The organism is Janthinobacterium sp. OK676, from assembly GCF_900103595.1.
Lineage (GTDB): Bacteria > Pseudomonadota > Gammaproteobacteria > Burkholderiales > Burkholderiaceae_D > Janthinobacterium.
Map to the genome: position 1 here is coordinate 142,071 of NZ_FNHA01000003.1, position 16,838 is coordinate 158,908.

The 16,838-nt window shown below is 64.9% G+C and carries 12 protein-coding genes; 5 read left to right on the forward strand and 7 right to left on the reverse strand.

Features of this window, described 5'->3' with window-relative positions; translation table 11 throughout:
* Window positions 1-4: 4 nt before the first annotated feature.
* Window positions 5-1,813: a potassium-transporting ATPase subunit KdpA gene (gene kdpA / locus BLU39_RS07525; protein WP_092711566.1), complete on the reverse strand. Its 1,809-nt coding sequence runs from the start codon at window positions 1,811-1,813 to the stop codon at window positions 5-7.
* On the reverse strand, window positions 1,813-1,902 hold the full coding sequence (kdpF, locus tag BLU39_RS07530; RefSeq protein ID WP_034746483.1) for a K(+)-transporting ATPase subunit F: 90 nt from the start codon (window positions 1,900-1,902) through the stop codon (window positions 1,813-1,815). Before kdpF ends, kdpA begins: the two co-directional genes overlap by 1 nt.
* Before the next feature lie 462 nt (window positions 1,903-2,364).
* On the opposite strand from kdpF, the gene BLU39_RS07535 reads away from it, so the two are divergent.
* The 5 genes from BLU39_RS07535 to BLU39_RS07555 all read left to right on the forward strand — a co-directional run bounded on the left by BLU39_RS07535 (window position 2,365) and on the right by BLU39_RS07555 (window position 10,665).
* The gene (locus BLU39_RS07535; RefSeq protein WP_092711568.1) at window positions 2,365-4,362 is read left to right on the forward strand and encodes a DNA topoisomerase IV subunit B; all 1,998 of its coding nucleotides are present in this window, start codon (window positions 2,365-2,367) and stop codon (window positions 4,360-4,362) included.
* A complete protein-coding gene (locus BLU39_RS07540) occupies window positions 4,362-6,071 on the forward strand; it encodes a molecular chaperone HscC (protein ID WP_092711570.1) in 1,710 nt (569 codons plus the stop codon). Before BLU39_RS07535 ends, BLU39_RS07540 begins: the two co-directional genes overlap by 1 nt.
* Before the next feature lie 12 nt (window positions 6,072-6,083).
* Window positions 6,084-7,895: a J domain-containing protein gene (locus BLU39_RS07545; RefSeq protein ID WP_139178197.1), complete on the forward strand. Its 1,812-nt coding sequence runs from the start codon at window positions 6,084-6,086 to the stop codon at window positions 7,893-7,895.
* Window positions 7,896-7,943: 48 nt separating this feature from the next.
* Complete coding sequence (parC, locus tag BLU39_RS07550; RefSeq protein WP_092711574.1) at window positions 7,944-10,298, forward strand: DNA topoisomerase IV subunit A; 2,355 nt, start codon at window positions 7,944-7,946, stop codon at window positions 10,296-10,298.
* Window positions 10,299-10,476: 178 nt separating this feature from the next.
* On the forward strand, window positions 10,477-10,665 hold the full coding sequence (locus BLU39_RS07555; RefSeq protein WP_072455022.1) for a helix-turn-helix domain-containing protein: 189 nt from the start codon (window positions 10,477-10,479) through the stop codon (window positions 10,663-10,665).
* Here the strand turns inward: BLU39_RS07555 and BLU39_RS07560 are convergent.
* The 5 genes from BLU39_RS07560 to BLU39_RS07580 all read right to left on the reverse strand — a co-directional run bounded on the left by BLU39_RS07560 (window position 10,662) and on the right by BLU39_RS07580 (window position 16,834).
* Complete coding sequence (locus BLU39_RS07560) at window positions 10,662-11,009, reverse strand: hypothetical protein (protein ID WP_139178199.1); 348 nt, start codon at window positions 11,007-11,009, stop codon at window positions 10,662-10,664. The two genes, BLU39_RS07555 and BLU39_RS07560, sit on opposite strands and share 4 nt — an antisense overlap.
* 13 nt (window positions 11,010-11,022) lie before the next feature.
* Window positions 11,023-13,347: a DUF8189 domain-containing protein gene (locus tag BLU39_RS07565; RefSeq protein WP_217635055.1), complete on the reverse strand. Its 2,325-nt coding sequence runs from the start codon at window positions 13,345-13,347 to the stop codon at window positions 11,023-11,025.
* A gap of 165 nt (window positions 13,348-13,512) precedes the next feature.
* Window positions 13,513-13,989, reverse strand: a complete 477-nt coding sequence (locus BLU39_RS07570; protein WP_092711578.1) for a hypothetical protein — start codon at window positions 13,987-13,989, stop codon at window positions 13,513-13,515.
* Between the two features lie 215 nt (window positions 13,990-14,204).
* Window positions 14,205-15,422, reverse strand: coding sequence for an acetate/propionate family kinase (locus BLU39_RS07575; RefSeq protein WP_092711580.1), 1,218 nt, complete (start codon window positions 15,420-15,422; stop codon window positions 14,205-14,207).
* Window positions 15,419-16,834, reverse strand: a complete 1,416-nt coding sequence (locus BLU39_RS07580) for a bifunctional enoyl-CoA hydratase/phosphate acetyltransferase (protein ID WP_092711582.1) — start codon at window positions 16,832-16,834, stop codon at window positions 15,419-15,421. The genes BLU39_RS07575 and BLU39_RS07580 overlap by 4 nt, the downstream gene beginning before the upstream one ends.
* Between the last annotated feature and the right edge of the window lie 4 nt (window positions 16,835-16,838).

Genomic DNA, 16,838 nt, shown 5'->3' on the forward strand with positions numbered 1-16,838 from the left:
TTTATTAGCCTCTGGTGAAAAGTTGCAGGTGTTCGACGATCGGGCCCAGGGCCAGCGCGGGAACGTAATTCAATACACCGACGAGCACGACGACGCCGATCAGCAGGCCGATGAACATGGGGCCGTGCGTGGGCATGGTGCCGGCATTGGCCGACAGGCGCTGCTTGGCCGCCAGCGAACCGGCCACCGCCAGCACGGGCACGATCACGCCGAAACGGCCGAACCACATGGCGATCGCCAGCATCACGTTGTAGAACGGCGTGTTGGCGGACAGGCCCGCAAACGCGCTGCCGTTGTTGTTGGCGGCCGACGTGAAGGCATACAGGATTTCGGAAAAGCCATGCGCGCCCGGGTTGGCCACGCCGATCTTGCCCGGTTCGACCATCACGGCGATCGCCGTACCCGTCAAGACCAGGGCTGGCGTAATCAGGATGGCCAGCGACACCATCTTCATTTCATAGGCCTGGATTTTCTTGCCCAGGTATTCAGGCGTGCGCCCTATCATCAGGCCGGCGATGAAAACGGCCAGGATGGCGAACATCAGCATGCCGTACAGGCCCGTGCCCACGCCGCCGAAAATCACTTCGCCGAACTGCATCAGCAGCAGCGGCACCATGCCGCCCAAGGGCATGTAGGAGTCGTGCATGGAGTTGACGGCGCCGCACGATGCGGCCGTCGTCACCGCCGCGAACAGGGTCGAGGAGCTGATGCCGAAGCGCGTTTCCTTGCCTTCCATATTGCCGCCCGATTGCAGGCTGCTGGCCTGCTGGTCCACGCCCAGCGCTTGCAGGGCGGGATTGGCCTGCTGCTCGGCGCTCATCACGCCGGCCGACATGACGACGAAGATCAGGGTCATGGCGGCCAGCACGGCCCACCCCTGGCGCAGGTCGCCCACCATGCTGCCGAAGGTGAAACACAGGCCGGCGGGGATGATGAAGATGGCCAGCATCTGCAGGAAGTTCGACAGCACGGTGGGGTTTTCATACGGATGCGAGGAATTGGCGTTGAAGAAGCCGCCGCCATTCGTGCCCAGCAGCTTGATCGATTCCTGCGACGCGACGGGGCCCATGGCGATCGTCTGCGTCGTCGCCACTTGCGCTTCCATCACGGGCTTGCCGGCAGTGTCCAGCACGGGCTGGCCGTCGGCCGTCAGCTTCGGCGTTTCATACGCCACGTGGTCGAGCAGGGTCACCTCCTTGTAGGCGGAAAAATTCTGGATCATGCCTTCGCCCATGAAGACGACGGACAGGGCCAGGGACAGCGGCAGCAGGATATACAGGGTCGAGCGCACCAGGTCGACCCAGAAATTGCCGATCGATTTGCCCGAGCGCGAGGCGAAGCCGCGCACCAGCGCGAAGATCACGGCGATGCCGGTGGCCGCCGAAAAGAAGTTCTGGCACGCCATGCCCAGCATCTGGGTCAGGTAGCTCATGGTCTGTTCGCCGCCGTAGCCCTGCCAGTTGGTATTGGCGACGAAGCTGACGGTGGTATTGAACGAGGAATCGGGGCTGACGGCGCCCAGGCCCTGTGGATTCAACGGTAAAAAGCCCTGCAGGCGCTGCAGGCCGTAGACGAAGACCGCGCCCACGGTGTTAAAGACGATCAGGGCGATGGCATAGCTTTTCCAGCCCATGGCCTTGTCGGCGGGCAGGCCGGACCAGCGGTACAGCAGGTTTTCCAGCTTTTGCAGCCAGCCCAGGCCGCGTACGGGCGCATCGCCGGCCACCTTGGCCATGTACAGGCCCAGCGGATAGCCGGCGGCCAGCAGCACGGCCAGGAAAGCCACCAATAACAGTATCGATTGCGTCGTCATCACAGTTCCTCCGCCTTCAGCAGCGCCACCAGCAGGTACACGAGCAGGCCAGCCGAGACGACGGCGCCCAGCACATAAAACGCGTTCATTTGACGCTCCCTAATTTGTCGCAGGCGACGGCAAAGCCGGCCGCCAGGACGAAAAACACGGCAATCAAGCCGAGATACACGAGATCCATTCCCACCCTCATTCAGGTTTGTTTTGATAGTGAGCAGATTAGCCAAAAGGGTCTAAAAAATTCGTAAAGACTGGGGAGGCGGCTGTAAACAAGATGTAAAAACGGGGGCTTTACCGCATAAAATCCAGCACAATTGGCGCAAAACCACGCGCGCGGCGCACCGTTGTTGCCTTGGAGTAGCGCTATTGCCCGCCGATCAAGATAGAATGCGCGAGCGTCCGCACAAGGACGCCTGGCCTGCCGCACTGCCCTCCCCCAGTGACGCCGGACGGGATATACTGTATATTCATACAGTTATCGCCGCCGCTGTCATTGCGCCCGCAGTGCCCTGGCCAGGCGTTCCAACCACTGTCTTTACTTAGCTTGAACACGTATGGCCACTAAAAAACCAGCATCCGACTACAGCGAATCATCCATCCGTGTCCTGAAAGGACTGGAACCCGTCAAGCAGCGCCCGGGGATGTACACCCGCACTGAAAATCCGCTGCACATCATTCAGGAAGTGATCGACAATGCCTCCGACGAGGCGCTGGGCGGTCATTGCACGCATATCGCCGTCACGCAAAACACGGATGGCAGCATCACCGTGGAAGACAATGGCCGCGGCATCCCCGTCGGCCTGCACCCGGAAGAAGGCGTGCCGACCGTGGAAATCGTGTTTACAAGGCTGCATGCGGGCGGCAAGTTCGACAAGGGTTCGGGCGGCGCCTACGCGTTCTCGGGCGGCTTGCATGGCGTCGGCGTATCCGTCACCAATGCGCTGTCCTCGCGCCTGGAAATCACCGTCTGGCGCAAGGAAAGCGACGGCAATGGCTTGCACCACATGGTGTTTGCGCATGGCGACGTGATCGAACCCCTGAATTCCCGTCCCGCCCCGCGCGACGGGAAGAAGTCGGGCACGCGCGTCACGGCCTGGCCCGATGCAAAATACTTTGATTCGCCGAACATCTCGCAAACGGAACTGCAACGCCTGCTGCGCTCGAAAGCCGTGCTGCTGCCGGGCGTCACCGTCACCTTGACCAACGCGAAAACGGGCGACACGCAGACCTGGCAGTATGCGGAAGGCTTGCGCGGCTACCTGACCGAAACGCTGGCGCAGGTATCGAATGGCGAAACCCTGATTCCCCTGTTCGAAGGCGCGCAGTACGCGGGCCCGGACTCGGAAGGCTTTGCCGAAGGCGAAGGCGCGGCCTGGGTGGTCGCATGGACGGAAGAAGGCGCCATCGTGCGCGAATCGTATGTCAACCTCATTCCCACCTCGAATGGCGGCACGCACGAATCGGGCTTGCGCGACGGCCTGTTCGGCGCCGTGAAAAACTTCGTCGAAATGCACTCGCTGCTGCCCAAGGGCGTGAAGCTGCTGCCCGAAGACGTGTTTGCGCGCGCCTCCTTCGTGCTGTCGGCGAAAGTGCTGGACCCGCAATTCCAGGGCCAGATCAAGGAGCGCCTGAACTCGCGCGACGCCGTGCGCCTCGTCTCGACCTTCACCAAGCCGCCGCTGGAACTGTGGCTGAACCAGCACGTCGACTACGGCAAGAAGCTGGCCGAACTCGTGATCAAGCAGGCGCAGTCGCGCCAGCGTTCGCTGCAAAAAGTGGAAAAGAAAAAATCGTCGGGCGTCGCCGTCCTGCCCGGCAAGCTGACCGACTGCGAATCGTCGGACATCGCGCGCAATGAACTGTTCCTCGTCGAGGGCGACTCGGCGGGCGGTTCGGCCAAGATGGGCCGCGACAAGGAATTCCAGGCGATTCTGCCCCTGCGCGGCAAGGTCTTGAACTCGTGGGAGACGGACCGCGACCGCCTGTTCGCCAATAACGAAATCCACGATATCGCCGTGGCCATCGGCGTCGATCCGCACAGCGTGGGCGATACACCCGACCTGTCCGGCCTGCGCTACGGCAAGATCTGCATCCTGTCCGACGCGGACGTGGACGGCTCGCACATCCAGGTACTGCTGCTGACCTTGTTCTTCAAGCACTTCCCTGCCCTGATCAACAAGGGCCACATCTGCATCGCCCGCCCGCCTTTGTACCGGGTCGACGCGCCCGCGCGCGGCAAGAAGCCGATCCAGAAAATCTATGCGCTCGACGATGGCGAACTGGTGGCCATCGAGGACAAGCTGCGCAAGGAAGGCGTGAAACAGGGCGCCTGGTCGATCTCGCGCTTCAAGGGCCTGGGCGAGATGAACGCGGAGCAGCTGTGGGAAACGACGATGAACCCGGACACGCGCCGTTTGCTGCCCGTGACCTTGGGTGAAGTCGACCACATGGCTTCGGCTTCCCGTTTCAATATGTTGATGGGCAAGGGCGAGGCGGCCGGACGCCGCGCCTGGATCGAGGAACACGGCAATGAGGCGGAGGCGGATATCTGATGATCATCGGCATCGACCTGGGCACCACCAACAGCCTGGTCGCCATCTGGCGCGACGGCAAGGCTGCCATCATCCCGAATGCGCTCGGCGAGCACCTGACGCCATCGTGCGTGAGCATCGATGACGACGGCACCGTGCTGGTGGGCCGCGCCGCGCGCGAACGCCTGCAGACGCACCCGCAGCTGACGGCGGCCGTCTTCAAGCGCTACATGGGCAGTGAAAAGAAGATCGCCCTCGGCACGCAGCAATTCCGCCCGGAAGAACTGTCGTCGATGGTGCTGCGCGCGCTGAAGGAAGATGCCGAAGCCTTTTTGGGTCACAAGGTCGAGGAAGCCATCATCACCGTGCCTGCGTATTTCAGCGATGCGCAGCGCAAGGCCACGCGCATCGCCGGCCAGTTGGCGGGCTTGCGCGTGGAGCGGTTGCTGAACGAGCCGACGGCCGCCGCGCTGGCCTACGGCATCCGCGACAAGGAACAGGAAAGCAAATTCCTCGTCTTCGACCTGGGCGGCGGCACCTTCGACGTGTCGATCCTGGAACTGTTCGAAGGCGTGATGGAAGTGCGCGCCTCGGCCGGCGACAATTTCCTCGGCGGCGAAGACTTCGTCACCGTGCTGGTCGACGCTTTCATGGAAGGCAGCGGCCTGCGCGACGCCGTCGGCAGCCGCCTGCTCGACCCGCGCCAGCAGCAGCTGCTGCGTGACGAGGCCGAGCGCGTCAAGCGACTGCTGTCGGAGCAGCCGTCCGTGCGCATGGCCACGCGCTACCAGGACAGGGAATACAGCTGGGAGATCGGCGAAGACAAGCTGGCGCAATTGTGCGAGCCGCTGCTGGCGCGCCTGCGCCTGCCCGTGGAACGGGCGCTGCGCGACGCCACCATCCGCGCCGCGGAATTGAATGAAGTGGTACTGGCCGGCGGCGCCACGCGCATGCCGCTGGTGCGCAAACTCGTCTCGCGCATGTTCGGCCGCTTCCCCGCCATCCACTTGGATCCGGACGAAGCCGTGGCGCTGGGCGCCGCCGTGCAGGCGGGCCTGAAAATGCGCGACGCGGCCCTGGACGAAGTGGTCATGACGGATGTGGCGCCGTATTCGCTGGGCATTTCGATCTCACGCCAGGTCGGCCCGAACCAGTATGAAGGCGGCCATTACCTGCCCATCATCGAGCGCAATTCCGTGGTGCCCGTCTCGCGCACGGAAAACATCACCACCATCCACGACAACCAGAAGGAAATCAACGTGGCGATCTTCCAGGGCGAGTCGCGCCTGGTGGCCGACAACGTTTTCCTTGGCAAGATCAGCTTCCCGATCCCCGCGAAAAAGGCGGGCGAGATCGGCATCGACGTGCGCTTCACCTATGACATCAGCGGCGTGCTGGAAGCGGAAGTAACGGTGCTGGCCACGCAGGAGCGCCACAAGATGATCATCAGCGACAACGCGGGCGTGATGACGCCGGAACAGATCGAGCAGCGCTTTGCGGAACTGGCCGACCTGAAGATCCACCCGCGCGAGCAGCTGGAAAACCGCACCCTGGTCACGCGCGCCGACCGCCTGTACGAACAGTCGCTGGGCGACGTGCGCCAGTATCTGGCGGCGCACACGGCCAATTTCCAGGCCGCGCTGGAGACGCAGGACCCGAACACCATCCGCAAGGCCCGCCAGGCGCTCGACGAGGTGCTGCGCCAGGTCGAGAGCGAGAGCTTCCTGTAGATGGACGGCGGCATGGACAAGGGGCAGCGCAGCCTGTGGGCAATCCTGGGCACCGAGCCGACGGGCGACGAGCGCGCCCTCAAGCGCGCGTATGCGAAACGCCTGAAGGTGACGCGTCCCGAAGACAATCCTGCCGCCTTCCAGGAGCTGCGCGACGCGTATGAATACGCGCTGCGCCATGCACACCTGTTTGCCGAGGAGTTTCCGGAAGCGCAAACGGCCGAAGCCGAAACGGTAACGGTGGAAACGCCGGCCATGGAAACGGCCGAGCTGTGGGGCATCGTCGACGAACCCGCGCAGGAAGCGCAGGAGCCGCCTGCGGAACTGTGGGGCGTCATTGCCCGGGAACCCGCGCCACCGCCGGAACTATGGGGCGTGGTCGCCATCGATCCTGTCCAGGAAGCGGCCAATCTGTGGCAAGGCTGCCTGGCGCTCGCGCGGCATGCGGATGCCGGCGAGGTACTGGCCGGCATCCTGCAGGACGACGCCATGCTGAACCTCGACGTGCGCGAGGAATTCGAGCTGTGCGCGCTGCGCTATTGCGCCAGCGCCGGCTATGAGCTGGCGCTGCGCCAGGCCCTGTTCGAGCATCTGGGCTGGGACCGTGATTTTTCCTACCTGGCGCGCAGCCATGGAGACCTGGTGCGCAGCGCCGTGCAGCGCTACCGGGCCGACCGCTCGTTCGCCCATTTCAGCGACAACCGCGACAGCTACCCGGGCTTGGACTGCATCACGTCGCAGCAGCCGCCGTCGGCCTACGCGCGCCAGCTGTTCGACCAAAAATTCACGCTGCAGCTGCGCGAGCTGCTGCACGCGATACGCTGGCAGCACGGCGAGATGCTGGCGTACAAGCTCGATACGGACCTGTTCGAGCGGTGGGAACAGGCCGTCCATGCCAAACGCTACTTCAAGCAGACGGCGCTGGCCTCGGGCGGCCTCGGTTTCGTGCTGCACTTCATGCTCGCGGGCGTGCTCGATGCGGCCGGCTTCAAGCTCGGCGACACGGCGGCCTATACCAGCCTGCTGGGCTTCCAGGCGCTCGCCTTTTCCCTGCTGGCCATGCATGCCTTGCGCTGGCCGGCATCCCTGTTCACCCGATTCGACACGCTGCACGAGGCGCTGCAGGACCGCCTGCCCGTGCTGTGGCAGCGGCCCGGCTTGCGGCAACTGGGCTGGATCGCGCCCTACCTCGTGCTGGCACTGCTGCTGTTCCTGCCCGAGCGCAACGACACCATGCGCCTCGTTACCGCCGCCGGCTTGTGCGCATCCGCCCTGCTCGCGTATGCGATGAACCGCCAGCTGCTGCATGGCATGCTGCTGCTCCTGTGTCTGGGCCTGTCGCTGTTCGCGGCCATGTTCATGAGCGGCAAAGGCCCTTCCGCGCTGGCCATCGGCGATGCCATGCCATTGATATTTTGCCTGGCGGCGCTGGCCTTGCGCAGCGCCACCGGCCTGTATGGCGATTGCGGCTTCCCCGAGGCGCTCTTGCCCCGCTTGCGCGCCGCATGGCTGATCGGCTGTGCGGGCTTGCTGTCCTTGTTGTATGTGCAGCAGTTGCCGGCCGCCCTCGTGGGCGCCGCGCTGTATGCCTGGTCGTGCGCCGGCTTGCTGTTTTCCCCCACCGATTTCAAATGGAAGACGATCTGGCCGGTCGTGCTGGTGCCGTCCCTCGCCAGCTTTGTACTGGCCGGCCACGCCCCTGCCATCCGCGCCATGCCGATGATGCATCACAGCGTCGAACTGACCCTGGCCGTGCTGTATCTGACCTTGCGCTACATGTATCTGACGTACGGCAAGTCCTTTTCCAAATCCAGGCTGTCATAATCGGCCCCACGAATTCAACCGCAACCACTCAACACCGAAACAAGCGCCATGTCCACACAAACCAATTTATTTGACGATGCCCAGCCTGAGCCAATCGAGCCGGATGAACCGGTATTCGACGGCGAAGCGCTGACCCTGTCCACCTTTGCCGAGCGCGCCTATCTCGATTACGCCATCTCCGTCGTCAAGGGCCGCGCCCTGCCCGACGTCTGCGATGGCCAGAAGCCCGTGCAGCGCCGCATCCTGTATGCGATGAACGAGCTGGGTCTGAATTCCACCGCGAAGCCCCGCAAATCGGCGGCCGTCGTCGGCGACGTGCTCGGTAAATTGCATCCGCACGGCGACCAGTCCGTGTACGACGCGCTCGTGCGCATGGCGCAGGATTTCTCGCTGCGCTACCCACTGATCGATGGCCAGGGCAACTTCGGCTCGCGCGACGGCGACGGCGCCGCGGCCATGCGTTACACGGAAGCGCGTCTGACGCCGATCGCCAAGCTGCTGATGGATGAAATCGGCATGGGCACGGTGGATTTCCAGCCCAACTACGACGGTTCGACGGAAGAACCGAAGCTGCTGCCGGCGCGCCTGCCGATGGTGCTGCTGAACGGCGCCTCCGGCATCGCCGTGGGCCTGGCGACGGAAATCCCGTCGCACAACCTGACGGAAGTGGCGAAAGCAGCCGTCGCCATGATCCGCGATCCGAAGATCACGCACGCCGAGCTGATGGCCATCATGCCCGGCCCCGACTTCCCCGGCGGCGGCCAGATCATCACGCCGCCATCGCAAATCCAGGACATGTACGCGAGCGGCCGTGGCAGCATGAAGGTGCGCGCGCGCTGGAAGATCGAGGAACTGGCGCGCGGCCAGTGGCAAGCCGTCGTGACGGAACTGCCGCCGGGCACCTCATCGCAAAAAGTGCTGGAAGAAATCGAGGAACTGACGAATCCGAAGATCAAGCTGGGCAAGAAGGCCCTGTCGCCGGAACAGGTGGCCCTGAAGGCGCTGATCCTCAATTCGCTCGACACCATCCGCGACGAATCGGGCCGCGCCGCGCCTGTACGCCTCGTGTTCGAGCCGAAGTCGAAGAACCAGGACCAGACGGAATTCATGCTGATGCTGCTGGCGCACACCTCGCTCGAATCGTCGACCTCGATCAACCTGGTGATGATAGGCGGCGACGGCCGTCCGCGCCAGAAGGGCCTGGGCGACATCCTGCGCGAGTGGATCGACTTCCGCTTCGAGACCGTCACCCGCCGCACCGGCTACAAACTGGGCAAGGTCAAGGACCGCATCCATATCCTGGAAGGGCGCGAAGCGATCCTGCTCAATATCGACAAGGTGATCCAGATCATCCGCAATTCGGATGAACCGAAGGCGGCCCTGATCGACGCGTTCAATCTGTCCGAACGCCAGGCCGACGACATCCTGGAAATCCGTCTGCGCCAGCTGGCGCGCCTGGAAACGATCAAGATCCAGCAGGAATTGGCCGAGCTGCGCAAGGAAGAAAAATCGCTGCAGGACCTGCTCGACAACCCGGGTTCGATGAAGCGCGCCATCATCCGCGAAATCGAAGCGGATGCCAAGCAATTCGGCGACGCGCGCCGCACCCTGATCGAGGAAGCGCAAAAGGCCGTGGCCGAGCAGAAGGTCGTCGACGAACCCGTCACCGTCATCATTTCGGAAAAAGGCTGGGTGCGCGCGCGTACCGGCATCGGCCACGATGCGGCGCAATTCACGTTCAAGGCGGGCGACAGCCTGCATGGCGCCTTCGAGTGCCGCACGGTCGACACCCTGCTGGGCTTTGGCAACAACGGCAAGATTTACTCGGTTCCCGTCTCGGCGCTGCCCAACGCGCGCGGCGACGGCGTGCCGATCACGACCTTGTGCGACCTGAGCGGCGGCACCCCGGGCAACGCCGTGCGCATCTTGCACTACTTTGCGGGCAATGGCGCCACCAATTTGCTGCTGGCGTCGAGCGCCGGCTACGGCTTCATCGCCAAGGCGGGCGACATGGTCAGCCGCCTGAAAGGGGGCAAGGCCTTCATCACCCTGGACGACGGCGACCTGCCGCTCGAACCGAAGGTCATCCCCGAGGCGGCCAGCGCCCTTGCCTGCCTGACGGAAGGCGCGCGCCTGCTGGTGTTCGGCCTCGATGAAATGAAAACCCTGTCCAAGGGCGGCACCGGCGTCAAGCTGATCGATCTCGACGCCAAGGACAAGCTGCTGGCCGTGCAGCCGATCACCCAGCGCGGCGTGGTCGTCTCGGGCATCGGCCGGGCGTCGAAACCGCAGGATGCGTCGCTGGGCGCCACGGCCCTGGCCGACCACTTCGGCAAGCGCGCCAAGAAGGGCAAGGCGCTGGCGGCCAAGCTGAAACCGGTGTCGATGGCGGCCATCGGCTGACCGGCATCGCGCCATACAAAAAAGACAGGTTCGCCTGTCTTTTTTTTCGCCTATCACCGCGGGAAAAATAGTTTTACAAATACGCGCCGCGTTTTCGTTATCCCTGCAGGCATGCCACCGGCATGCCGTCCACGGACAGGAGAACAGCGATGACAAACAACGTTTCAGGCAGGTCGCCATGCAGCGTTTGACCCCGGCCGAGCGGCTGGTGGCGGCCATGGCGGCCGAAGGTCTGCCCTACAAAAGCATCGCCAGGGAACTGGGCAAGTCGCCGGCCACCGTGCGCAACCAGCTGCACGCGATCTATCAGAAGCTGGACGTGGGCAACCGCACGGCGCTTGCGCACAAGCTGCGCGGCCAGGCTTAACGCCGCGACAGGCGCAGCACGTCGGGCGTCGCTTCGACGATGTCGATCACGTCCTGTGCCCCGGCGCCATCACCGAGCGCATAGCGGCCCATGCCCAGGGGCACGAGCCGGGTCACGGGGCCGGCGCGGGGCCGGTCGTCGGGGCCGGGCAACATCGACGTCAAGGTCGCCGCCCCTTGCGCTTGGGAGCCGGCCGGCGCGCCGAATTCCAGCACCTTGCGCCCCTTGCGGCTGGGAGGAAAGGCAAACGTGGCCGTGGGCCGGTACACCTCGATACCGTCCGCATCCTCCTCGAACGAGTGCGTCCAGCTGCCGCTGGGCAGTGCCGTTGTCATGCCATGCATGGCGATCCCTCCCTCAGAAGCACGATACCACGCCGCCCAGGCTTTCATAACCGCTCACGGAGGGCGACCAGGCCGTGCCGTTCCACGCCTTGTGGAACAGTGCGCCATTCGTGCCCGTGACAAAGACGTCGAGGCGGTTCGGCGCCCAGGCCGTGGCGCGCGGCCGCGAAGTGCACACGCCACCCAGGTTGTCAAAGCCCGTCAGGGAAGGCGACCAGGCCGTGCCATTCCAGGCCTTGTGATACAGGGCGCTGTCCGTGCCGATGACGAACAGGTCGAGCCGGTCGGGCGCCCACGACACGGCTTCCACCTCGCCCACGCAAACGCCGCCCAGGCGCTCGAAGCCGTCGATGGACGGCCCCCATTTCGCGCCATCCCACCATTTATGATACAGCGCGCCATCGGTGCCCGTGACGAAGACGTCGAGGCGGTTCGGTCCCCACGCCACCGCTTTCGGCGACGAGGTGCAGATGCCGCCCAGCCGCTCATAGCCCGTCAGCGATGGCCCCCAGGCCGTGCCGTTCCACCACTTGTGGTACAGGGCCCGGTCCGTGCCGATGACGAAGACATCGAGGCGGTTCGGCCCCCACGCCACGGCTTCCGGCTGGCCCAGGCACAGACCGCCCATGGCTTCGTACCCCGTCAGCGACGGCCCCCAGGCGGACCCGTTCCACCATTTGTGATACAGGCCACGGTCCGTGCCGACGACAAACACGTCGAGGCGGTTCGGTCCCCAGGCCACGGCGCGCGGGTCGCCCACGCACAAGCCGCCCATCGCTTCATAGCCGGTCAGCGACGGTCCCCAGGCCGTACCGTTCCACCATTTGTGGAACAAGCCGCTGTCGGTGCCCGTAACGAACACGTCGAGACGGTTCGGTCCCCACGACACCACCTGCGGCGCACTGGTGCAGATGCCGCCTTGCGCTTCGTAGCCGGTGACGGATGGCCCCCAGGCCGTGCCATTCCAGGCCTTGTGGTACAGGGCGCGGTCGGTGCCCACCACGAACACGTCGAGACGGTTCGCGCCCCAGGCCACGACGGGCGAGGAACTCTGGCGCGGCGTGGCGCCCGTGCCCGCTCCTCCCGTGCCGATGCTGGCGCGCGGGCCATCGAGACAGGCCTGCATGCGCGCCACCTGGCCGGCCGTGAACATGAACATGGCGGGATCGTCGACATAATCCATGTAGTTCATGAACATGTCGCCATTCGGTCCGTTATTGCACGACACCTGGGGAAACGCGGGCTGGCCCGTGTTCGGCCCTCCCTGGTTCGGCGTGTCGGCCACGTTGTCCGTGCCCGAGCATCCGGTGCCGTCGTCGCCCCAGATATGGTTCAGGTTCAGCCAGTGGCCGATTTCATGCGTGGCCGTGCGTCCCAGGTGAAACGGCGGCGCCGCCGTGCCGGTCGTGCCAAACGCTGATTGCAGGATCACGACGCCGTCGGTGGCGGCCGGGCCGCCGGGAAACTGCGCGTAACCGAGCAAGCCGCCGCCGAGCTGGCAGACCCATATATTGAGGTAGCTGTCGGCCGGCCAGGCATCCATGCCGCCCGTCGCCTGCGACTTGACGGCATCGTCGGCGCCAAACGAGGCCACCGTCGTCTGGCGCCGCTCGATGCCGCTGGTGGCCGCGCCATGCGGGTCGATCGTGGCCAGCGCGAACTCCACGCGCGCATCGGCCGTCAGCGGCAGGAACGGCGCCGGCGTGCTGTTGACGTCCGGGTTGACGCGCCGGAAGTCACGATTGAGGACATCGATCTGGCTGGCGACCTGCGCATCCGAGATATTCTGCGCGGCCGTATTCCACACCACGTGCACCACCACCGGGATGTGCGTCACGCCGGAACGCCCGGCAATACTGGCGTCGCCCTCGTAAAGCCCTGCCAGGTTTTCGATATCGGCGCGCACGCTCGCGTACGACGGATCTTCGCTCAGCAAACGGCGGTGCACGTCCATCGTGGCGCAGGTGCGCGTCTGCGGCGTGCCGCCGCCCTGCCCCCCATCACCGCCGCCGCCCATGCCGCCACTGCCGCCACCATCGCCGCCCATGCCACCGCCAACTCCCACCTGCATGCAACTGGCGCCGGCCATGGCCTGCGATGCCTGCTGCATGCCACCACCCGGCATGTCGCCGGCGTTCGCGGCCGTCGCGCCCTGGCCGAGCGCCGCCTGGTCCGCGTACGACACGCCCAGGCGCGGTCCCTGCATGGCGTCGCCGCCCGCCGCCTCGGCGACGGCCTGCACATCGCCCTCGACGGGCATGGCCTGCATGGCGGACATGACCGGCGCGCCTTCCGCCGAACCGGTAGCCGGCGATTTTTTCGTTTTAGCGGTGCTCATGATGTCTCCCTTCGTCTGTTTGCCAATTCACTATGGCACGGCGAAAAGAGGAGCATTTGCGGCAGATCAAGACTGGCAAACGGCGCCAGGGAAAAGTGGCGGACGAAAAAAAAGACAGCCGAAGCTGTCTTTGGGGCTTGCAGGCCGAAGCCCGCAAACGGTGCATTACTTGGCGGCGGCGGCCTTGACTTCAGCGTCGGCCTTGGCCTTGGCTTCTTCCGTCTTGGTGGCGGCAATGGCTTTATCCTGGTTCGCTTCCACTTTTTCCTTGGCCACTTTGGCATCCGCATTCACGGCGGCCTTGTGCGCTTTCGCATCGGCTTTGGCCGCGGCCTTGTCAGCCTTGGCCTGCGCCTTCATTTTGTCTTCCGGATCGGCGTCGACCACTTTGTCGTGGGCCTTGGCCTTGGTTTTATTTGCCTTGTGCTGGGCGTCGGCTTTCTTTTCGTCGGCCTTCATTTCCGCCTTGGCGACGTTCGCGTCAGCCTTGGCATCGACTTTGGCTTCCTTGTTGGCGGCCTTGTTGATGTCATGCTGCGCAGACGCCTGGGCGCTGGCAACGGCTGGGGTGACTGGCGCCGTTTGCGCGATGGCGGCGGTGGCGAACAGGGTGGCGATCAGGGTGGCGAGTAATTTGTTCATGATGAGACCTTTCAATATGGATTCGAGTTATTTTTACTAAAGGCGGGCAAAATGTTCCAAATTTGCCAGGCACCGCGCTGTTTCTTGAGGTAGCGCGATGGCATGACTTCATAGTAAAGATAACTGGCACTCCCCACAGTGCGTTAGCGCACTCAAGGGGAAATATGTTCATTTCGGCAAATTTCCCCTTGAGCGCGCCAATGCATCCAACAACCTCAGGCGCCCACGGCCAGCGCCGCGTGGCGGGCCGCCACCCACTCCTCGTTGGCCGGCTCCACGCCCACGACGATGCGGCTATCCGGCGTGGAAATAAGGCTGGCATTGCGCGCATTGGCATCCGCATCGAGCACGGGGCCGATGAATCCCAGCTCGGCGCAAATGCGCTGGCGCAGTTCGGCGCTGTGCTCGCCGATACCGGCCGTAAACACCAGCATGTCCAGCCCACCCAGCACGGCCGTCAGGGCGCCGATCTCGCGCACGATGCGGCGGATGTACAAATCCAGCGCGGCGCGGATGCGTTCGCCCGTCGCGTCCTGCCGGTCCTGCTGCGCCAGCAAGATGGGTGGGTCGGCCGACACGCCCGACACGCCCAGCAAGCCCGACTCGTGGTACAGCACGTGCGCCACTTTTTCCAGCGACAGTTTTTCGATCTCCATCAGGTAGATCACGGCGCCCGGGTCGAGCGAACCGCAGCGCGTGCCCATCATCAGGCCGTCGAGCGCGGAAAAGCCCATGGTGGTGGCCACGCTGTGCAAATTGTCCATGGCGCACAGGCTGGCGCCGCTGCCCAGGTGGGCGACGATGACCTTGCCGCGCGCGACTGAGCCGAAGCGCTGCTCCAGCACCAGCGACTGGTATTCGTACGACAGGCCATGGAAGCCATAGCGGCGCAAGCCCCGCTCCCACGCATCGTATGGCAAGGCCAGCATCTGCTCGACCTGCGGCACCGTGTGGTGGAAGGCCGTGTCGAAGCACGCCACCTGGGCGATGTCGGGCCGCGACTCGAGCAGCACCTCGATCGCCTCGAGCGCGAACGGCTGGTGCAGGGGCGCGAGCGGCACATAGCTTTTCAGGTCGGCCAGCACGGCAAAATCGATGCGCACGGGCGCGAAATACTTGCTGCCGCCATGCACCACGCGGTGCGCGACGGCGCGCAAGTGGCGCCCCTCCAGCTGCGCCACCACTTGCGCGCGGATGTATTCGAGCGCCGCGTGATGCGGCTGCTCCGGGTCCAGCTGCAAGGCGACGGCAGGCAGGCCGCCGGCGCGGTAGGTGGCGTTTTCACGGCCGATGCCTTCGACCTTGCCGCTCCATTGCGCCTGCTGCGGCAGCACGCCGCCGCTTTGTTCGAACAGGGCGAACTTGATGCTCGACGAACCGCAATTGAGCACCAGGATCAGGGCGCCATCGGCATGTTGGACTGCTGCGTTCATGGCGGCGTGCTCCGGTAATGGTTGGCCAGCATCACGGCGATGGCGCACGAGGCGATGCGGCTGGCGCGCGAATCGGCGCGGCTGGTGAGGATGACGGGAATCTTCGCGCCCAGCACGATGCCGGCGCTGTCCGCGTCGCCCATGTATTCGAGCTGCTTGGCCAGCATGTTGCCGCTTTCCAGGTCGGGCACGAGCAAGATGTCGGCGCGGCCCGCCACTTCCGAGACGATGCCCTTGACGGTGGCGGCGGCGATCGAGACGGCATTGTCGAAAGCCAGCGGGCCGTCGAGGATGGCGCCCGTGATCTGGCCACGGTCGGCCATCTTGCACAGGGCGGCCGCGTCCAGGGTGGCGGGCATGTCCGCATTCACCGTTTCCACGGCGGCCAGAATGGCCACGCGCGGGCGGGCCACGCCGATCACGTGCGCCAGGTCGATGGCGTTGCGCACGATGTCGGCCTTCATGGCCAGGTTGGGCGCGATATTGATGGCCGCATCCGTGATGATGAAGGGGCGCGGGTACGCGGGTGTCTGCATCAGGAAGCAGTGGCTGATGCGGCGCTTGGTGCGCAGGCCGGCGCTGGCCGACAGCACGGCCGACATCAGTTCATCCGTGTGCAGGCTACCCTTCATCAGCGCTTCGACTTCGCCCTTGCCCGCCAGTTCGGCGCCGCGTGCGGCGGCCGCATGGCTATGTTCGACGTCTTCGATGGCGATGCCGGCCAAGCTCAGGCCCGCCTCCAGCGCCACGGCTTCCAGGCGCGCGCGCGGCGCCACCAGCACGGGCGTGATCAGGCCGGCCGCATAGGCGTCAAGCGCACCCGACAGGCTCAGTTCATCGCAGGGGTGGATCACGGCCACCCTGATCGGGCCCAGGGTGCGCGCGTGCTCGAGCAGGCGCCGCGTGCCGTCGCCGTTATGCAGGCGCACTTCAGGCAAGGTGGCGCGCTTGCGTTCGATCTGCTCGGCGGGCGCGATCACCTGCGCCTCGCCATCGAGCACCACGGCGCCATGCTGGTTGACGCAGCGGCAAGCCAGGGTCACGTGGCGGTTACGCGGCTCGAGCGCCGTGACGGTGACGCTGATGGCCAGGGTATCGCCCACGCGCACGGGCTGCAAGAAGCGCAGGGTCTGGCCCGTGTAGACGGTGCCGGCGCCGGGCAGGCGCGTGCCCAGCACGGCGGAAATGAGGGCCGCGCCCCACATGCCGTGGGCGATCACGCCCTCGTAGCGGGTGGCGGCGGCAAATTCCGTATCGAGGTGCTGCGGGTTGTCGTCGCCCGACATCACCGCGAACAGGGCGATGTCGTCCATGCTCAGGGTGCGCGTGATGCTGGCCGTGTCGCCGATGGCGATCTGGTCGAAGGTGCGGTTGCGTACGATATTCAAGTCATCGTCGTGTGTAGTAGTCATCGTG

Bases quoted from the DNA above. Each gene is read 5' to 3' on its own strand.
- kdpA (WP_092711566.1), bottom strand. From the start codon at position 1,813: ATGACGACGCAATCGATACTGTTATTGGTGGCTTTCCTGGCCGTGCTG.
- kdpF (WP_034746483.1), bottom strand. From the start codon at position 1,902: ATGAACGCGTTTTATGTGCTGGGCGCCGTCGTCTCGGCTGGCCTGCTC.
- BLU39_RS07535 (WP_092711568.1), top strand. From the start codon at position 2,365: ATGGCCACTAAAAAACCAGCATCCGACTACAGCGAATCATCCATCCGT.
- BLU39_RS07540 (WP_092711570.1), top strand. From the start codon at position 4,362: ATGATCATCGGCATCGACCTGGGCACCACCAACAGCCTGGTCGCCATC.
- BLU39_RS07545 (WP_139178197.1), top strand. From the start codon at position 6,084: ATGGACAAGGGGCAGCGCAGCCTGTGGGCAATCCTGGGCACCGAGCCG.
- parC (WP_092711574.1), top strand. From the start codon at position 7,944: ATGTCCACACAAACCAATTTATTTGACGATGCCCAGCCTGAGCCAATC.
- BLU39_RS07555 (WP_072455022.1), top strand. From the start codon at position 10,477: ATGCAGCGTTTGACCCCGGCCGAGCGGCTGGTGGCGGCCATGGCGGCC.
- BLU39_RS07560 (WP_139178199.1), bottom strand. From the start codon at position 11,009: ATGCATGGCATGACAACGGCACTGCCCAGCGGCAGCTGGACGCACTCG.
- BLU39_RS07565 (WP_217635055.1), bottom strand. From the start codon at position 13,347: ATGAGCACCGCTAAAACGAAAAAATCGCCGGCTACCGGTTCGGCGGAA.
- BLU39_RS07570 (WP_092711578.1), bottom strand. From the start codon at position 13,989: ATGAACAAATTACTCGCCACCCTGATCGCCACCCTGTTCGCCACCGCC.
- BLU39_RS07575 (WP_092711580.1), bottom strand. From the start codon at position 15,422: ATGAACGCAGCAGTCCAACATGCCGATGGCGCCCTGATCCTGGTGCTC.
- BLU39_RS07580 (WP_092711582.1), bottom strand. From the start codon at position 16,834: ATGACTACTACACACGACGATGACTTGAATATCGTACGCAACCGCACC.